Origin of the sequence: Halorubrum ezzemoulense, assembly GCF_004126515.1 — an archaeon.
In the GTDB taxonomy this organism is placed as follows: Archaea; Halobacteriota; Halobacteria; order Halobacteriales; family Haloferacaceae; genus Halorubrum; species Halorubrum ezzemoulense.
Genome location: NZ_CP034940.1, coordinates 943,210 through 960,200, shown reverse-complemented (window position 1 = coordinate 960,200; position 16,991 = coordinate 943,210). Strand labels below are relative to the sequence as shown.

15 protein-coding genes are annotated in these 16,991 nt (G+C 69.4%); 3 read left to right on the top strand and 12 right to left on the bottom strand.

What is annotated here, in order from left to right:
* Positions 1 to 106: 106 nt before the first annotated feature.
* From citZ to alaS, 5 genes are all read right to left on the bottom strand, one after another.
* Positions 107 to 1,249 carry a citrate synthase gene (gene citZ / locus EO776_RS04755; protein ID WP_094520386.1) on the bottom strand — a complete coding sequence of 381 codons (1,143 nt, stop codon included), beginning with the start codon at positions 1,247 to 1,249 and terminating at the stop codon, positions 107 to 109.
* 196 nt (positions 1,250 to 1,445) lie between these two features.
* Positions 1,446 to 3,332, bottom strand: coding sequence for a PINc/VapC family ATPase (locus tag EO776_RS04750; protein WP_094580572.1), 1,887 nt, complete (start codon positions 3,330 to 3,332; stop codon positions 1,446 to 1,448).
* 145 nt (positions 3,333 to 3,477) lie between these two features.
* Positions 3,478 to 4,194, bottom strand: coding sequence for a type 1 glutamine amidotransferase (locus tag EO776_RS04745; RefSeq protein ID WP_094520385.1), 717 nt, complete (start codon positions 4,192 to 4,194; stop codon positions 3,478 to 3,480).
* Positions 4,195 to 4,292: 98 nt separating this feature from the next.
* Positions 4,293 to 5,096: an alpha/beta fold hydrolase gene (locus EO776_RS04740; protein ID WP_094520384.1), complete on the bottom strand. Its 804-nt coding sequence runs from the start codon at positions 5,094 to 5,096 to the stop codon at positions 4,293 to 4,295.
* Positions 5,097 to 5,115: 19 nt separating this feature from the next.
* A complete protein-coding gene (gene alaS / locus EO776_RS04735) occupies positions 5,116 to 7,896 on the bottom strand; it encodes an alanine--tRNA ligase (RefSeq protein ID WP_094520383.1) in 2,781 nt (926 codons plus the stop codon).
* 148 nt (positions 7,897 to 8,044) lie between these two features.
* Here alaS and EO776_RS04730 point away from each other — a divergent pair, with 148 nt between their 5' ends.
* The 3 genes from EO776_RS04730 to EO776_RS04720 are packed head-to-tail and all read left to right on the top strand — an operon-like array spanning position 8,045 to position 10,482.
* Positions 8,045 to 9,916 (top strand): PAS domain-containing sensor histidine kinase, encoded by a 1,872-nt coding sequence (locus EO776_RS04730; RefSeq protein ID WP_094520382.1) that lies wholly within the window; start codon positions 8,045 to 8,047, stop codon positions 9,914 to 9,916.
* Positions 9,917 to 9,970: 54 nt separating this feature from the next.
* The gene (gene srp19 / locus EO776_RS04725) at positions 9,971 to 10,249 is read left to right on the top strand and encodes a signal recognition particle subunit SRP19 (RefSeq protein ID WP_004596410.1); all 279 of its coding nucleotides are present in this window, start codon (positions 9,971 to 9,973) and stop codon (positions 10,247 to 10,249) included.
* A 2-nt stretch (positions 10,250 to 10,251) separates the two neighbouring features.
* On the top strand, positions 10,252 to 10,482 hold the full coding sequence (locus EO776_RS04720) for an H/ACA ribonucleoprotein complex subunit GAR1 (protein WP_089307899.1): 231 nt from the start codon (positions 10,252 to 10,254) through the stop codon (positions 10,480 to 10,482).
* On the opposite strand, the gene EO776_RS04715 is transcribed toward EO776_RS04720, so the two are convergent.
* The 7 genes from EO776_RS04715 to EO776_RS04685 all read right to left on the bottom strand — a co-directional run bounded on the left by EO776_RS04715 (position 10,483) and on the right by EO776_RS04685 (position 16,976).
* Positions 10,483 to 10,803: a hypothetical protein gene (locus EO776_RS04715; RefSeq protein ID WP_049931211.1), complete on the bottom strand. Its 321-nt coding sequence runs from the start codon at positions 10,801 to 10,803 to the stop codon at positions 10,483 to 10,485.
* Between the two features lie 159 nt (positions 10,804 to 10,962).
* Positions 10,963 to 12,465, bottom strand: a complete 1,503-nt coding sequence (locus tag EO776_RS04710) for an NADH-quinone oxidoreductase subunit N (protein WP_049931213.1) — start codon at positions 12,463 to 12,465, stop codon at positions 10,963 to 10,965.
* Entirely contained in the window at positions 12,458 to 13,972 is a 1,515-nt protein-coding gene (locus tag EO776_RS04705) for a complex I subunit 4 family protein (RefSeq protein WP_094580576.1), read from the bottom strand. The genes EO776_RS04710 and EO776_RS04705 overlap by 8 nt, the downstream gene beginning before the upstream one ends.
* Positions 13,973 to 13,986: 14 nt before the next feature.
* Positions 13,987 to 16,035: an NADH-quinone oxidoreductase subunit L gene (gene nuoL / locus EO776_RS04700; RefSeq protein WP_049931216.1), complete on the bottom strand. Its 2,049-nt coding sequence runs from the start codon at positions 16,033 to 16,035 to the stop codon at positions 13,987 to 13,989.
* Between the two features lies 1 nt (position 16,036).
* Positions 16,037 to 16,357 (bottom strand): NADH-quinone oxidoreductase subunit NuoK, encoded by a 321-nt coding sequence (gene nuoK / locus EO776_RS04695; RefSeq protein WP_049931218.1) that lies wholly within the window; start codon positions 16,355 to 16,357, stop codon positions 16,037 to 16,039.
* Positions 16,354 to 16,713, bottom strand: a complete 360-nt coding sequence (locus EO776_RS04690) for a hypothetical protein (RefSeq protein ID WP_049931220.1) — start codon at positions 16,711 to 16,713, stop codon at positions 16,354 to 16,356. Before EO776_RS04690 ends, nuoK begins: the two co-directional genes overlap by 4 nt.
* Complete coding sequence (locus tag EO776_RS04685) at positions 16,710 to 16,976, bottom strand: NADH-quinone oxidoreductase subunit J (RefSeq protein WP_049931222.1); 267 nt, start codon at positions 16,974 to 16,976, stop codon at positions 16,710 to 16,712. The genes EO776_RS04690 and EO776_RS04685 overlap by 4 nt, the downstream gene beginning before the upstream one ends.
* Between the last annotated feature and the right edge of the window lie 15 nt (positions 16,977 to 16,991).

The following is a 16,991-nucleotide window of genomic DNA, read 5'->3' as shown; positions in this document are numbered from 1 at the left end:
GGAGCCGGGCCGATCGGTCGCGGACGCACATATTCTGCGAGCGGGTGACGCGCCGCGACGTTTGAAGAGCCGTTCGGAGAAGGCGGGTGGGCGGCGGGCGCGACCGTTACCGTTCGTCGAGGGGAACGAACTCGCTGTCTTCCGGACCGGTGTACCGGGCGCGCGGACGGATGAGGCGGTTGTCCTCTTGATACTCGGCGACGTGCGCGATCCAGCCGCCGACGCGGCTCATCGCGAAGATGGGCGTGTACATGTCGACGGGGATACCGAGCGAGTCGTAGACGGAGCCGGAGTAGAAGTCGACGTTCGGGGCGATCCCCTCCTCGACGAGCCCCTGTTCGGTGAGGTACTCCTCGATGGCGGTGGTGTAGTCCAGCCACTTGGTGTCGCCCGACGACTCGGCGAGGTCGCGAAGCTTCTCCTCGAGGATGTTCGCGCGGGGGTCTTTCACCTTGTAGACGCGGTGCCCGAAGCCGGGGACGCGCCGTCCGTCGTCTCGGGCGTCTTTCACCCACTGGACGGGGTCCTTCGAGGAGGCGTCCACCTCGTGGAGCACCTCCATCACGTCTTGGTTCGCGCCGCCGTGGAGCGGGCCGGAGAGCGCGCCGATACCCCCGGTGACGCCGGAGTAAACGTCCGCCATCGTCGACCCGATCACCATCGCGGTGAACGTGGAGGCGTTGAGCCCGTGGTCGGCGTGGAGCGTGAGCGCCATGTCGAACGTCTCCTCGCTCACGTCGTCCGGCTCGGTCCCGGTCAGCATGTAGAGGAAGTTCCCGGCGTGCGAGAGGTCCGGGTCGGGGGCGACCGGCTCCTCGCCCTGACGGACGCGCTCGAACGCGGCGAGGACCGTCGGGATCTTCGCCGTGATCCGTCGTCCCTGACGAAGCGTGGTCTCACCGGCGTCGGCCTCGTCGTCCGGGTCGTACGCCGACAGCATCGATGTCGCGGTCCGGAGCGCGGCCATCGGACGCTCGCCGGCGTCCGCGAGCGCGCGGACCGTCTCGATGACGTCGTCGTCAACCTCGCGCTCCGCCGCGAGGTCGGCGGCGAACGCGTCGAGCTCCGCGGCGGTGGGGAGCGAGCCGTGCCACAGGAGGTACAGCACCTCCTCGTAGCTCGCGCCCCGCGCCAGGTCTTCGATGTCGTACCCGCGATACACGAGCTTCCCGACCTCGCCGTCGACGTAGCTCAGATCTGACTCCGCGACGAGGACGCCCTCGAGCCCGCGTTTTAACTCATCAGCCATACCCCGAGTTATCTAGGCCGTCAAAAAAGCGTTATCTTTCAGGAGGGATACGTTACGACAATCGTGGTATGTGGCCGCGTCGAACGACGACGTGACAGCGAGCGAAAACGTCTGGCGTGGATGCGATCGCCAGCCAGCGGGGCGATCGGACGGCCGTCGGGCGGCTACGTCCGACCCGAACGGCCGGTTGCGGGATTCACCGCGCCGGGACGACCGTCACGGTCCGGTTCCGGTCGATCGCGTCCTCCAGTTCCTCGGCGATGGCCGAGCCGCGCGAGACCTGAACCTCACCGCCGCGCCCGACCGTGGCGGTGAAGAGGTACTCGCCGTCCGCGCGCACTTCGACCGTCTCGCCGACCTCGTCGTCGACGTCGATGACGACGTGACGCGAGGTGATCTCCGGCGCGACCACCGTCCCGCGCTCGGCGCCGACCTGCCCGTCGCCGTGCCCGTTCTCGGGGCCGCCGGCGGGACCGCCGCCGGACCCGCCGGGCTTCTCGTCGTGCGTGCGGACGTCGATGTCGATCCCGAGGCGGTTCTCGATGTCGGCGATGCGGCCGCCGCCCTTCCCGATCACCGTGCCGATGTCGCCCTCGGTGACGTAGACGACCGCCTCGTCGTCGCCGTTCAGCTCCACCTCGACGTGGCCGTGCGCGACCGAGCGGATCTCGCGTTCGATCTCCTTTTTCGCGATGCGGCCGACGCCCGTCTCGCTCCCCGCCTCGCCGCCGTCCTCGTCAAGCGGGACGGTGACGACCTGCCGGTTGAACGTGTATATCTCGTACTCCGGCCGACCGGTCTCGAAGTTCGACACCTGAATGACCGGACGGGCAAGGTCCTCGGCGGTGAGCCCCGCCGGCACCTTCACTTCCGTCGTCACGTCGTAGACCGTGTGGACCTCGCCGGCCTCGATGTAGACGACGGTGTCGACGATCTGCGGGATCATCCCGAGTTCGACGCGGCCGACGAGCCGCTGGAGCGCGTCGATGGCGCGGGAGGCGTGGACGACGCCGACCATGCCGACGCCAGCCATACGCATGTCGGAGAACACCTCGAAGTCGTTCGTCTTCCGGACCTCGTCGTAGATGGTGTAGTCCGGCCGGACGAGGAGGAGAGAGTCGGCGGTGTTCTCCATCTCGCCGCCGAGCGCGCCGTACTGCGTGATCTCGGGACCGACTTGGAGGTCTCGGGGCTTCTCCATCGTCTTCACCGCGTAGTCGCTGTCGTTCAGGAACTCCGCGACCGCCTGCGCGAACGTCGACTTCCCGGCGCCGGGCGAGCCCGAGATGAGGACCCCGCGTTTCCGCTCCGCGAACCGGTCGCGGAGCTCGTCGGCGAACTCGTAGTCGTCGAGGTCCGTCTTCGCGATGGGGCGGACGGCGGTGATCTCGACGCCGTCGGCGAACGGCGGGCGCGCCACCGCGATCCGGTAGTTGCGGAACTGGACGATGTCCATCCCGTCGTCAGAGAGCTCGATGAACCCCTCGCTCGACTGGCGGGCCAGGTCGACGATCGAGTTCGCCCACTCCTGCAGCTGCGCCTCGTCGGTGGGGTCGTCCGCGATCTCGACGTAGCGCATCTCGCCGAGCGCCCCGCGTTTCGCCTTCGGGACGGTCCCCGTCTTGAGGTGGACTGACATCGTCTCGTCGGTGAAAAAGTCCTGTATCGGCAGCTCGTCGACGACGCCGCGGGCGACGGGCTCGACGTACTCGACATCGAGCCCCTTCGCGCGGGCCACCTCGGCCTGAACCACGTCGCTGGAGAGGAGCGTCGCGTCGTGGTCGGCGGCGAGGTCGCGGATCAGCGCGTCCACGTCGCCCTCGTGTGCGTTCGAGCGGGCGTCGCCGCTCGCGCGCTCGCCGACGTACCGCAGCTCGATCGTCCCGTCGTCGGCGTAGTCCGCGAGCCGCTTGAGTTCGCTGAGCCCGTCCCAGCCGGATTCGAGCCCGTCGTTCGCCTGCGACTCCAACTCGCCGACGACCGCCTCCGGGACGAACACGGTGACCGACTCGTAGGTCCCGTCCGCGACGCGTTCGGACACGCGGCCGTCGACGACCGCGCTCGTGTCCGGTACTACGTTCATACCCGAGTTCGGGACGGGAACCGTATAAGGGTGTTCGACCGGGGGCCGCGGGCGGACGGCGTGGAATCGCGCCGGTCAGTCGTCGCGTCGGTCGTGCCGGCCGAGCGGCGCGGCGGTCGCGCCTCCGTCGAACCGGTCGACCCGCTCAGTCGTCCGCGGCCGCCTGCTCCGCCCGCTCGGCCGCCAACCGCTCGGCGTAACCGGTGAAGTTCTCGAACAGTTGCTTCGCCTCGCAGGCGGCGTCGTAGGCGTCGGGCGTGATCGACTCGAGGACGCCGTCCACGCGGGCGTCACCGATCTGATCCCGCTTACCGTCGGTCACGTCGCGGGCCGTGTCGATGTCGTACTCCGGGTGGAACTGGACCCCCCAGCAGTGGCCGTCGCGGAACGCGTGGACGCCGCGGTCGTTCTCCGCGAGCAGCGTCGCTGACGGCGGGAGTTCGACGACTGCGTCGCCGTGGGTGGTGAAGGCGGTGAACGTCTCGTCGATCCCCTCGAACAGCGGGTCGTCGCGAGGTCGGCGGATCTCGTTGTAGCCGATCTCGAACCCGTCCATGCCCGCGACGCGGCCGCCGAGCGCCTCCGCGAGCACCTGGTGACCGTAACAGACGCCGAGGACGGGGACGCCCGCGTCGGCGGCCTCGGCGACGTAGTCGACGAGCGGCGGGATCCACGCCTCGTCCCAGTAGACCGACGAGCGCGACCCGGTCACCACGACGCCGTCGAACTCGGTGTGATCGGGGAGGTCTCCCGCGACGGCGTCGAACTCGACGAGGTCGGCGTCGAGCTCTCTGCGGAAGTTCCGCCGGGTGTTCGCACCGTCGTGGGCGGCGTTCAGCAGGGCGAACCGGAGGCGAGTCATCAGGTGAAGGGTTCGGCGAGAGTCACAAAACGGTTGCGACGCCGGACGCCCCGGCCGACGACGCGGACGCGGGCGTCGCGCGGCCCCGAACGCCGCGCCTACTCGAACCGGCCGGCCGCGTGTTCGGCGAGCCAGCCGACGAGGAGGTCGTTGACCGCGGCCGACGCCTCGACCCCGACGAGGTGGCGCGCCCCGTCGATCCCGTGGAGCTCCCCGCGAGGGAGCCCCTCCGCGAGCGTCTCCACGGCCGTGGCCGGACAGACCGTGTCGTCGGTGCCGTGGACGACGAGCGCGGGCGTGGTGATCTCGTGGAGGCGACCGGTGAGGTCGAACCCCTCGATCGCGGCGCGGTGCGCCTCGTACGTCTCGCGGTCGGCGTCCTCCGCGAGGCGCCATTCCGCGATCCGAGAGAGCGCGTCGGGGTGGGCCTCACAGAAGTCGAGCGAGAGGAGGCCGTTCAGCGACCCCTCGACCGCGGCCGGATCGGCCGGGGGGGCCCAGACGCCGTCGGGGTTGTAGGCGTCCCCCGCGGGCGGCGTCCCGACGAGCGCGACGCTCGCCGGCCGCGAGGAACTCGCCGCGGCCGTCAGCGCGACCATCCCGCCGAGCCCGTAGCCGACAAGGTGAGCGTTTCGGATCCCCTCGGCGGCACACACCGCGTCCACGTCGGCCGCGAGCTCCCCGACCGCGTACGGGCCGGGCGGGGCGTCGGACCGCCCGACACCGCGCGTCTCCGGGGTGATCACGGTGTGTGGACCGGCGAGCGCCGCGTGCTGCCAGCCGAACTGCCAGGCGCCGAGCCCGACGTCGCCGCAGAACACCACCGCCTCGTCGCCGTCGCCGGTGTCGGGGGCGTCCACCTCGTACCGGATCTCGGTCCCGGCGTTGGTCGCGTGCGGCATAGTGGCGAACTGGCTGCGTTCAGGCCTCCTGAAGGCTGCGGAGCACGTCCGGCGCCGCGTCGAGGGCGTCGTCTAAGGCGTCCGCGTCCGGGCCGCCGCCCTGCGCGAAGTCCGGCGGCCCGCCGCCGCCGCCGCCGACGCGCCCGGCGAGCTCCGAGACGACCTGCCCCGCGTTCACGTCGACGCAATCGGGGACGCCGACGACGAAGCTCGCGGAGCCGTCCGCGCCGCTGCCGATCACCGCGACTTTCCCGTCGTCGACGTGGGCGTTCGCGGTCGCGCGCAGTTCGTCGGCGTCGCCGTCGAGCCGCTGGATCACCGCTGTCGTCCCGGCGACGTCGACCGCCTCGGCGTCGGCGCCGCCGGCGGCCCGCGCGGCCGCGAGCTCCTCTTTGAGCGACTCGATCTCCTTGCCGCGGGCCTTCCACTCCTCGAAGAAGCGCTCGGCGGTGTCCGGCACGTCGAGCGGGTCCACGTCCAGGACCTCGGCCGCGTCGTACAGCGCGTCCTCGGTGCGCTGGGTCGCCTCCACCGCCGCGGCCCCGGCCGCGAAGACGATGCGCTCGACGCCGTCCTGTACCGGCTCCGTCTTCAGCACTTTCACGGCGCCGATCTCGCCGGTGCGGGCGACGTGCGTGCCGGCGCAGGCCTGAACGTCGGCGTCGCCGACGTGGATCAGCCGGACGTTCGTTCCCGGCGGGACGCCGCCCTGATACAGGTCGAAGCCGTGCTCGGCCTCCGCCTCGTTGCGGTCGGGCCACTCCTGGCGGACGGGGACGTCGTCGCGGACCAACTCGTTCGCGACGCGCTCGATCGCCTTCACGTCCCCGCGGTCGATGCGCTCGAAGTGGCGCACGTCGAGCCGCGCCGAGTCGGTTCCCTTCTGGGCGCCAGCCTGCCGGACGTGGTCGCCGAGCACCTCGCGGGCGGCGTGACCGATCAGGTGCGTCGCGGTGTGGTGCGCGCGCAGTCGGTCGCGGCGGTCGCCGTCCACCTGCCCCGTGACGAACTCGCCTTTGCCGGGGTCCGCGTCCGTGCGGTGGAGCACGACCCCGTCGACCTCCTGAACGTCGTCGACGTCGACGGTGGTCTCTCCGACCGTGAGGTGGCCGCGGTCGGCCGGCTGACCGCCGCCCTCGGGGTAGAACATCGTCTGGTCCAGCACCACGTCGTACCCGCCCTCGGCCTCCAGCACGTCGAGGACGACCGCCTCGAACTCCGTGCGTCCCTGGTCGTCGTAGAACAGCTTCTCCGTCTCGGGGAGGTCGGCGAGCCGCTCGTCGCGCTCGTCGCTCTCTCCCGCGGCGTCGCCCTCCTCGTGTCGGTCGGCGACGAGCGCGTAGAAGTCGTCGGGCACGTCGACGGTCGCGCCGCGCTCGTCGGCGATGTCGGCGACCATGTCGGGCTGGATCCCGTGGGAGTCGTACAGCTCCAGTAGCTCCCCCGTCGGGATCGGCTCACCGGTGCCGGCGTACTCGTCGGCGAGCTGTTCGACCTTGCGGGCGCCGCGCTCCAGCGTCCGCTCGTACTTCCGCTCCTCGCTGCGGACGATCTCGCGGATCGTGTCGCGGTTCTCGTAGCCGAGCCGCTCGGCCTGCATGTCGACCAGCTCGTCGAGCGGCGCGTCGACGCCGACCTCGTCGACGAGGCGCTTCATCCGGCGGAGCACCATCCGGGCAAGGTAGCCCGTGCCGACGTTCGACGGGACGATCTCGTCGCCGAACATGTACGCGAGCGTCCGCGAGTGGTCGGCGATCGCGTAGATCGCTTCGAGCGGTTCCACCAGCTCGCGCAGTCGGTCGACGTCCACGTCGAGCCGGTCTGCGATCTCGCCGCGGGCGGCCTCCACGTCGTCGACGTCGTCGATGTCGAGCCGGCCGGAGAGCTTGGCGGCGCGGTGGACGATCTCGCGTTCGGCCTCGGTGTGCTCGACACCGGCGTTGTCTTTCAGGAAGTCGATCGCGTCGGGGTAGACGGCCTCGTACACGGTCGCGGTCCCCTGGCTCATCCACGTCCACCGCTCTAACCCGTACCCGGTGTCGACGATGTACGTGTCCATGAACGAGTACGAGTTCCCGTCTTTCATCTCGTAGTCGCCGTCGGGGTCCCGCTCCATACACATGAAGACGAGCGTCGCCAGCTCGGCGCCCTTGTAGATGACCTCGATGGCGGGGCCGGCGTTACCGCCGCCGACCCACGGGTCCTCGATGTAAGTGATCTCTTCGAGGTCGGCGCCGAGGCTCTCGAACAGCTCGTCGCAGTACCGGACCGTCTCGTCTTTCCAGTACACCTCGCCGTGGTAGGCGTACTCGTCCTCGTCGACCTCCTCGCGCGTGTTGAACGCGTGGTGGGCCATCATCTCGAACGCCATCGTGTGCCGGCCCGTCTTGCCGACGTTGTCGATGTCCTGCATCCGGATACAGGGCTGCGAGATGGTCAGCGGGTTCGCCGGCGGGGGCGTCTGTCCCGAGGTGACGAGCGGCTGGAAGTCGTAGATCGACGCCTGCGTCAGGAGCACGTCGTCGCGCCAGCGGTTCGCGGCGACCGGGTACGGGTCGATCCGCTCGTGGCCGTTGTCTTCGAAGAAGGAGAGGAACGCCTCGCGCATCTCCGACAGCGAGTGCGCCTCCGGGAAGCCCGGGTCGTCGATGAAGCTGTAGTCCTCGCAGGGCGGCTCGCCGCACAGGTCGCGGTCGCCGTCGCGGGTCCAGAAGTGCGCGCCACAGGAGGGACACTCCTTGCGCTCGAACCCCTCCTCCTCGAAGTAGTCGAGACGGTACTCCGCTTCGAGATCGCTCATTACACGAACGTGGCCCGTGTTGCTCCAAAAGGGTTCCGGGGTCGCTCGTCGCCGGCGAGGAGGGCGGAGCGCGGGACGGCCGGGGCCGCCCGACTGCGGAGATCGGTACGAAGTTTTATGCTCTCGGCGTGTACTAATTCGTACAATTGTGACTCCTGCGTTGGGTGAGCGCGCGTCCGTTCTCGTGCTCGCAGACGACCCCCGACTCACCGACGAGGTCGAGTCGGGGGCCGACCCAGAGAACCGCGGCGACGACGGACCGGTCGCGGTCGAGACCCACGCGACAGTTCCCGCCGACGTCGACGAGGAGCGCCTCGCGGAGGTCGACGTGGCGGCCGTCACCGACGAGGCGGGGCTCGACCGGGTCCGCTCGGCCGAGGCCGTCGAGTACGTGATCGCGTACGTCGACGATCCGACGGGCCGGACCGCGACGGACCCGCTCGTCGACGCGGTCGCCGGAACGCCCGAGGCGCTCTCGGAGACGGTCTCGTGGCTGCTCGCCCGGGATCAACGGTCGACCGTCCGGGCGAAGCCGACCCGGACCCCGTCGCGAATCGAACAGCTCAACGCCGGGATGGCGGAGCTCGCCGCCGTCAGGTCGGTCGACGAGGCGTACCGGGCGGCCATCGCCGTCACCGAGCAGGTGTTTCCGGAGTATCACGCCGTCGTCGCCGTTCGGGACGGCGAGTGGGTCGAGCCCGTGGTCGCCTCCAGCGGGACGCCCGTCGAGGACTGTAACCGGGTCCGCGTCGGCGCCGGCGTGGCCGGCAGGACCGTCCAGACGGGCGACGCGTCGATCGCCCCGAACCCGAACCCAGAGGGCCAGTTCGGTACGCTGCTCACCGTTCCCGTGGGCGACGATGTCGTCTTCCAGCTCGCCGCCGACGGAGTCGACGACGGCGACGCGTTCGACGACGCCGACCGCCGGCTGGCGGAGCTGCTCGCCTCCCACCTCGAAGAGACGCTCGACCGGATCGGGGTCACGGAGGCGCTCCGGACCGAACGCGACAGGCTGCTCGCGCTGTTCACGAACGTACCGGATCCCGCCGTCGCCTACGACTACGTCGACGGCGAGCCGATCGCCCGACAGGTGAACGACGCGTTCGAGGCGACGTTCGGCTACGAGGCCGAGACCGTGCTCGGCGAGTCCATCGACGAGTACATAGTCCCCCCCGACGCCGAGTCGGAGGCCGACGACCTCAACGAGCGCTTACAGTGCGGCGAGAACGTCCGCCGGGAGGTGACCCGGACCACCGCGGAGGGGCCGCGTCACTTCATCCTCCACGTCATTCCGATCCACCTCGACGCCGCCAACGCGGCCGGATACGCCATCTACACCGACGTCACCGACCGACGGGAGCGCGAGGAGACTCTCCGGCGGCAGAACGAGCGACTCGACGAGTTCGCGTCCATCGTCTCGCACGACCTCCGGAATCCGCTGTCGGTCGCGGAGGGGTACGTCGACCTCGCCCGCGAGACGGACGACACGGCGCCCCTAGAGAAGGCCGCGGACGCGCTCGGGCGGATGGACGAACTCGTCGCGGACCTCCTGTCGCTGGCCCGGGAGGGACGCTCGGTGGGAGAGACCGAGTCCGTCTCGGTGGTGGACGTCGCGCGCGAGGCGTGGGAGTGCGTCGACATGGCGAACGCGACCCTCGACGTCGAGACGGACGCGACGCTGGACGCGAACCGGACGCGGCTCTGCGAGCTGCTTGAGAACGTCTACCGGAACAGCGCGGACCACGGCCGCGACTCCCCCGACGAGCCGCTCTCGGTCCGCGTCGGAGCGCTGACGCGTCGCGACGACGGGACCGCGGCCGACGGCTTCTACGTCGAAGACGACGGGAGCGGGCTCCCGGACGACGCCGACAATGTGTTCGAGAGCGGGTTCACGACCGACGAGTCGGGGACGGGACTGGGACTCGCCATCAGCGAGCGCATCGCCGAGGCCCACGGCTGGAGCGCGCACGCGCTCGCCGCCGAGGACGGCGGGGCGCGCTTCGAGTTCCGGGTCCCCTGAACGCGCCCGGCGGCGGTCCGAAACGACCTTACGCCGCGCGCGAAGGTATCCGGTATGGTCGAGAACGTCGTCTACCCCGCATACTTCGACGCCGAGCTGTCGCGGTCCGAGGGGCGCCGCGTCCCGACGGATCTGGCGGTCGAAGCGCCGACCGTCGACGAGATAGCGAAAGCCGTCCAGCAGGTGGGCTACGACGCGGTCGTCGAGCGCGACGCGACGTATTCCCGGGAGTTCGAGCCACGGGGCTCCGTCGTCGTCAAAGGCACCGAAGACACCGCGAAAAACGACCTCGTTCAGGCGATCGCCGCGTACCTCGGCGTGCTCCGGGAGTAACCGTGCGGCGCGTCGGCACCGTCGTCCGCACGGCCGGCGGACTCGCGATCGCCCGCGGCGACGCCGGCAACGATCCGCCCCGGATCGGCGCGAGCATCGTCGACGAGTCGCTCTCGACGGTCGGCCGCGTCGTCGACGTGTTCGGTCCTATCGACCGCCCCTACGTGGCGATCACGCCCGGCGACGGCGTCGGACTCGCCGACCTCCTCGGCGAAAAGTTGTACGCGCGGTAGCTACGCGTCGCCCGGCTCGGGTGTCGTTCGTCCCTCCGCCGCCTCCTCGTCGACCGCCACGTCGAAGTCCGCGAGCGTCTTGTCCGTGCGAGCGAGGCGCTCGGCGACGAGCAGCTTCTCCCGCCGCTCCAGTCGGTCCCAGTCGAACTCCGCCGGCGGCGACGCCTCCAGCGACTCGAACCGCTCGATCACCGCCTCGTTCGCGAACCGCTCGAACGAGCCGCAGTCCGGACAGGTCCGGGACAAGTGCGACGTGTCGAAGGTGCGCGTGACGGTGGCGTCGAGGCAGTTCAGACACCGATAGGTGTGGCTCCGGGACACGAACACAGTAACGGGGCGAACGAATGAGTATCTGTGGTCGGCGGTGCGGGGTTCGGCGACCGAAACCGCCCTCCGGGGCGCGGTGAGTGGTGACGCGGAGAACAGCGGAAACAGAAATCGACCGGCGGAACGGACCGCTCAGCGCTGCGGAGCCGCCGGTCAGAACAGCGCGGAGGCCGCCGCTTCGGCCGTCTCGATGACGGGCCCGAAGCCGGGCAGGAGCAGCACCGTCGCGACCGCCGCGAAGATGACCGCGGCGTACAGCGCCGTCGGCCGCACGTCGATCGCGTCGAGCGCGCTCGGCGACGCGGGGTCGTCCAGGAACAGCGCCTTCACGACCCGGCTGTAGTAGTACAGCGACACGACGCTGTTTATCGCGCCGAGCCCGGCGAGCCACAGGAAGCCGTTGTCGATGGCCGCCTGAAACAGGAAGTACTTCGAGAAGAACCCGGCGAATGGCGGGAGCCCCGCCAGCGAGAACATGAACACGGCCATCGCGACGGAGGCGACCGGCGCGCGCCGCCAGAGCCCCGCGTAGTCCGCGAAGGTGCGGCCGACGCCCCACCGCTCCGCCATCGCGACGAAGAGGAACGCGCCGGTGTTCATGAACCCGTAGACGAGCAGGTGCGCCATCGCGGCGCCCATGACGGTGCCGTTGGCGGGCCCGTCGACCGTGAGCGCGGCGACGCCGATGAGCGCGTATCCGGCGTGCCCGATCGAGGAGTAGGCCAACATCCGCTTGACCTCCTCCTGGACCGCGGCCGCGAAGTTACCGAGCGTCATCGTGACGGCCGCGAGGATCGCGAACGCGAGCATCCAGTCGACGTTCGCCGACGCCGCCATCTCCAGCGGGAACGCCTCGGTGAACACGCGGAACGCGACGACGAACCCGGCGGCCTTCGAGGCCGACGAGAGGAACGCGCTCACCGGCGCGGGCGCGCCCTCGTACGCCTCCGGCGCCCAGAAGTGGAACGGGACGGAGGCCGTCTTGAAGGCGACGCCGCCGATCATCATCACGACGCCGACGCCGAGCACGCCGGCCAGCCCGTCGATCGAGGCCGACGCGATGTCGGCGAGGATCAGCGAGCCCGTCGCGGCGTACACGAGCGAGATGCCGAACAGGAAGATAGCCGACGAGAGCGCGCCCACGAGGAAGTACTTCAGCCCCGCCTCGACGCTCCCGCGGTTCTGCTTGAGGTACGCGACGAGCACGTACGAGGGCAGCGACACCATCTCTAAGGCGACGAACACGACCGCGAGCGAGTTCGCGACCGCCAGAAGCGCCATGCCGGTCGCGGCGAACGTCACGAGCGAGTAGAACGCCGCTGGGTTGTCGTGGTCGTGGAAGTAGTCGTGGGCCGCGACGAGCACCAGCGCGGTCACCGACGCGAAGATGGCGGTGAAGAACAGCGACAGCGTGTCCACCTTCACCGCGTCCGCGAACAGCAACACCGCGCCGCCGTCCGGGCTCACACCGCCGCTGGCGGTGAGCCAGACGCTCGCCGCGAGCGCGGCGAGGGACCCGATCGCGCCGACGACCGCCATCGACGTGTTCGACCGCGCGTCCGGCCGGACCGTGTCGACCAAGAGCAGCGCGAGACCGGTGACGGCAAGCAGGAGCGCCGGCAGCAGCGCCGTCACGCCGGGCAGGCCGTTAACCATTGATCGTCACCCCCTCTACCACGGGTAGGGCAGCGTCGCGGATCATCTCGAAGAAGATGTCGGGCGCAACGCCGAGCACGATGATCGCCACCAGCAGCACCGCGAGCGGGGCGACGTCGTGGAACGGCGCGGGCCCCACGTCGTAGTCGGTCTCCAGTTCGAACGGACCGAACAGCGTACTCTGCATCGCCGACAGCAGGTAGCCGGCGACGATGACGATACCGAACATCGCGAGCGCCGTGAACACCGGCGCGTACGGGAGCGACGGGGCGGACAGCGAGCCGACGAAGATGAAGAACTCGCCCGCGAAGCCGGCCATCAGCGGGAGCCCCATGTAGCCGAACGCGCCGGCGACGAGGATCCCGACGGTGACCGGCATCCGGTCGGCCATGCCGCCCATGTCGCCGATCATCCGCGTGTGGGTCGTGTTGTAGATGACGCCGACCGCCATGAACATCAGTCCCGAGATGAGGCCGTGCGCGACCATCTGGAACGTCGCGCCGCCGACCCCGTACTCGGTGAACACGATGAGCCCGAGGATGACGTACCCCATCGACGAGACCGACGAGTACGCGACGATGCGCTTGAGGTCCTTCTGTGCGAGCGCCAGCATCGCGCCGTAGATGACGCTGATGACGGCGATCGCCGCGATCGGAACCGCGAGCATCGACGCCTGGTCGGGCAGCATCGTGAAGTTGAACCGGAGCAGCGCGTACGTCCCCATCTTCAGGAGGACGCCCGCCAGCAGCACCGACGCGGGGGTCGGCGCCTGAACGTGCGCGTCCGGCAGCCACGTGTGGAACGGCACGATCGGGACCTTCACCGCGAACCCGAGGAACATCGCGAGGAACGCGAACAGGGCGAGGCGGTCCGGCGCGATGCCGAACCACGTGCCCAAGTCACCCGCGGCGATCGCCTGCGCGATCTCGGGTAAGGCGAACGACGACACCGAGTCGCCGAGCGCGAACACGAGGCTCATGAAGCCGATGAACATCAGTAGCGACGCCGCGTTCGTGTACACGAAGAACTTGATCGCGGCGTACCTGCGGCGCGGACCGCCCCAGATCCCGATGAGGAAGTACATCGGGACCAGCACGGCCTCCCAGAAGACGAACCACAGGAAGAAGTCGAGCGCGGCGAACACGCCCAGCAGGTTCGCCTCCATGAACAGCATGAGCCCGTAGAACTGGCTCTGCCGCGAGTCCACGGGCGTCCACGCGCTGACGATCGCCAGCGGGACGAGGAACGTCGTGAGCACGAACAGCGGGAGGCTGATCCCGTCGAGGCCGACGAACCACGAGACGCTGCGGCCGCCGACTTCGAGCCACTCGATCTGCGTCGCGTACGCTATCTCCCCGCCCAGCAGGGCGTTGCCGCCGGCCTCGAAGCCGGACCACAGGTAGAGGCTGCCGACGAACGGGATCAGGCTGATCGCGAACGACAAGCGGCCGGCCCACTCGTCGGGCGCGAGGAACACGGTCAGCGCGCCGACGAAGGCGGCCGCCATGAGCGCTTCGAGTATCACAGGAACCACCCCCCGGTCGCGCCGAGCACGAGCAACAGCGCGACGAGTCCGAAGGTGAGCAGGGCGGCGTACTGCGAGACGATCCCCGACTGGAGCTGACGGATCCGACCGCCGCCGGTGAGGCTCACCGAGGAGACGCCGTTCACGACGCCGTCGATGATTCCCTGATCGAAGACGTTCGCGCCGCCCGCGACGTCTTCCGTGCGATACGCGAGCCAGACCTGCAGTTCGTCGAGGTAGTAGTTGTTGTACAGCACGTCTTTGATGCCGCCGAGCTTGGCGGTGTGTTCCGCGGGCGACGGCACGTTGTAGAGCCGCCAGGCGAGTCCGAGTCCGAGCAGCGCTAAGCCGAGCGAGACGGCCGCGCCGACGAGGACGGTCCCGGTCTCACCGCCGACGAGGTAGCCGCTGCTGTAGGGACCCAAGTCGGCGTAGTGGTGCGAGGAGAGGCCCTCGATGCCGCCCCAGTGGTTGTCGAGCCACAGGTGAAGCAGGTCGATCCCTTCGATGCCGAGGACCTTCTGGACCGGCACCATGTTGATGAACCCGGTGACGACCGCGAGCGAGCCGAGGACCGTCAGCGGCCCCTTCACGTTCCAGCGGACCGGGACGGGGTCGCGCGCGGTGTCGCTGCGGGGCTCGCCGTGGAAGGTCAGGAACACCATCCGGAAGGTGTAGAACGCGGTGACCGGCACCGCGAGCAGCCCCATCAGGTAGCCGCCGAGCAGCAGCGGGTCGTTGAGGCCGTGGACGAGCGCCTCGTAGAGGATTTCGTCTTTCGACCAGAAGCCAGCGAACGGGAAGATTCCCGCGAGCGCCAGCGACCCGGCGAGGAAGGTGTAGTAGGTGACGGGCAGCTTCGACTTCAGCCCGCCCATGTCCCACATGTCCTCGTTGTGGTGCATCGCGATGATGACCGACCCGGCGCCGAGGAACAGCAGCGCCTTGAAGAACGCGTGGGTGGTCAGATGGAAGACCGCGGCCACGTACCCGCCCGCGCCGAGCGCGAGCATCATGTACCCGTACTGGGAGATGGTGGAGTACGCGAGTACCTGCTTCAGCTCGTTTTTCACGAGCCCCATCGTCGCAGCGAACAGCGCCGTGAAGCCGCCGATGAAGGCGATGACCGCCATCGTCGTCGGCGTCAGCACGTAGAACCCGTACATCCGCGCGACGAGGTAGACGCCGGCCGCGACCATCGTCGCGGCGTGGATCAGCGCCGAGACGGGCGTCGGGCCCTCCATCGCGTCGGGGAGCCACGTGTGAAGCGGGAACTGCGCGGACTTCCCGACCACGCCGCCCAAGACGAGCAGGCCGACGACGGTCAGCCACGTCCCGAGTTCGACGCCGCCGGGCGTCCACGCGACCGAGCCGGAGCCGTTGAGCGCCGCGTCGGCGAGCGCCGGGAACGACTCCGGACCGGCGAACTGCGCCGTGCCGAAGGTGGCGAATACCGCGACGACGCCGACGAGGAAGAAGTAGTCGCCGAAGCGGGTGACGAGGAACGCCTTCTTCGCCGCCGACGGCGGGCCCGGCTCCCGGAAATTGAAGCCGATGAGCAGGTACGAGCAGAGCCCGACCAGCTCGAAGAACATGAACGCCATCAGGAGGTTGTCGGCGACGACGAACCCGAGCATCGAGGCCGTGAACAGACCGAGGCCGGCGTAGTAGCGCGGCAGGCCGGTCTCGCCCTCGTCGTTCATGTAGCCGAGCGAGAACACGTGGACGAGAAGCGCCACGAGCGTCACGATGACGAGCATGAGCGCCGACAGCGGGTCGATCAGGACGCCGAAGGAGAGCTCGATGTCCGTCGGGCCGATGCCGGCACCGCCCTCGCTCGCCCAGTAGTACAGCGTCTCGTTGTACGCCCGTCCGCCCGCGACGGTCGCCGCGACCCAGATCGACAGCAGGAACGAGCCCGCGGTCGCGGCGATACCGCCGAACGCGCCGCCCTTCGGGAGGTACCTGCCCGCGCCGAGCGCGACCAGGAACGAGAAGAACGGGAGGAGCACGATCGCCGGGACGTATGCGAATGCGTTCACCATCTTACCACCTCATCTCCGCGGGAACAGTCACGTCTGTCGTGCCGAAGTTACGGTATAACACGAGTATGATGCCGATGCCGATGGCGACCTCGGCGGCGGCGAGCGCGATGACGAACAGCGCGAACACCTGCCCCGTGAGGTCGCCGTAGTAGAGCGCGAACGCGACGAAGTTGATGTTGGCCGCGTTCATCATGAGCTCGACGCTCATGAGGAAGTACAGCGCGTTCCGGCGCGTCAGCACGCCGAACAGACCGACGCAGAAGACGGCCGCCGCCAGCAGCAGGTACCACGACGGCGGAATGGAGGACGCGACGGCGGTCACTGCCGGTCACCTCCGTCGCGTCCGCCGTCCGTGAACGCCTGTCCGACCGCCGAGATGACCGACCCGTCCTCCTCGCGTTTCGCGAGGTAGACGGCGCCGTCGACCGCGACATCGAGCGCGACCGCGGCGATCAGGAAGGCCGCGAGGAACCCCTCCGCGGGGATGGTCGCGATGTCGTACGCGCCGAGGTTGAACAGGGCGTACCCGAGGTTGTGGACGATCGAAGCGTCAGCCGGGAAGCCCACCTCCTCGAAGCCGAACGTCGCCGCGTTGATCGTCGCGGCCAGCACGGCGAACAGGGCGCCCACGGCGACCGCGGGGGCGATCCGCGACCCGCGGCTCTCGTCGTTGCTCACGCGCTACTCACCTCCGTTTCAGAATCAGATCGCGTGAGCATCACGGCGAACGTGACCAAGATGAGAACCCCGCCCACGTAGACGAGGATCTGCATGGCGGCGATAAACTCCGCCCGCAGCATCACGTAGTGCACCGCGACGCTCGTGAGGGCTCCGCCCAGTAGCAGCGCGGCGTGGAACACGTCGCGCGCCAGGACGACCCCGAGGGCGAACGCCAGCGTAACCGCGGCGAACAGCCCGAACGCGATGGTAGGATAAACCATTGTGTTTGTCTCCTA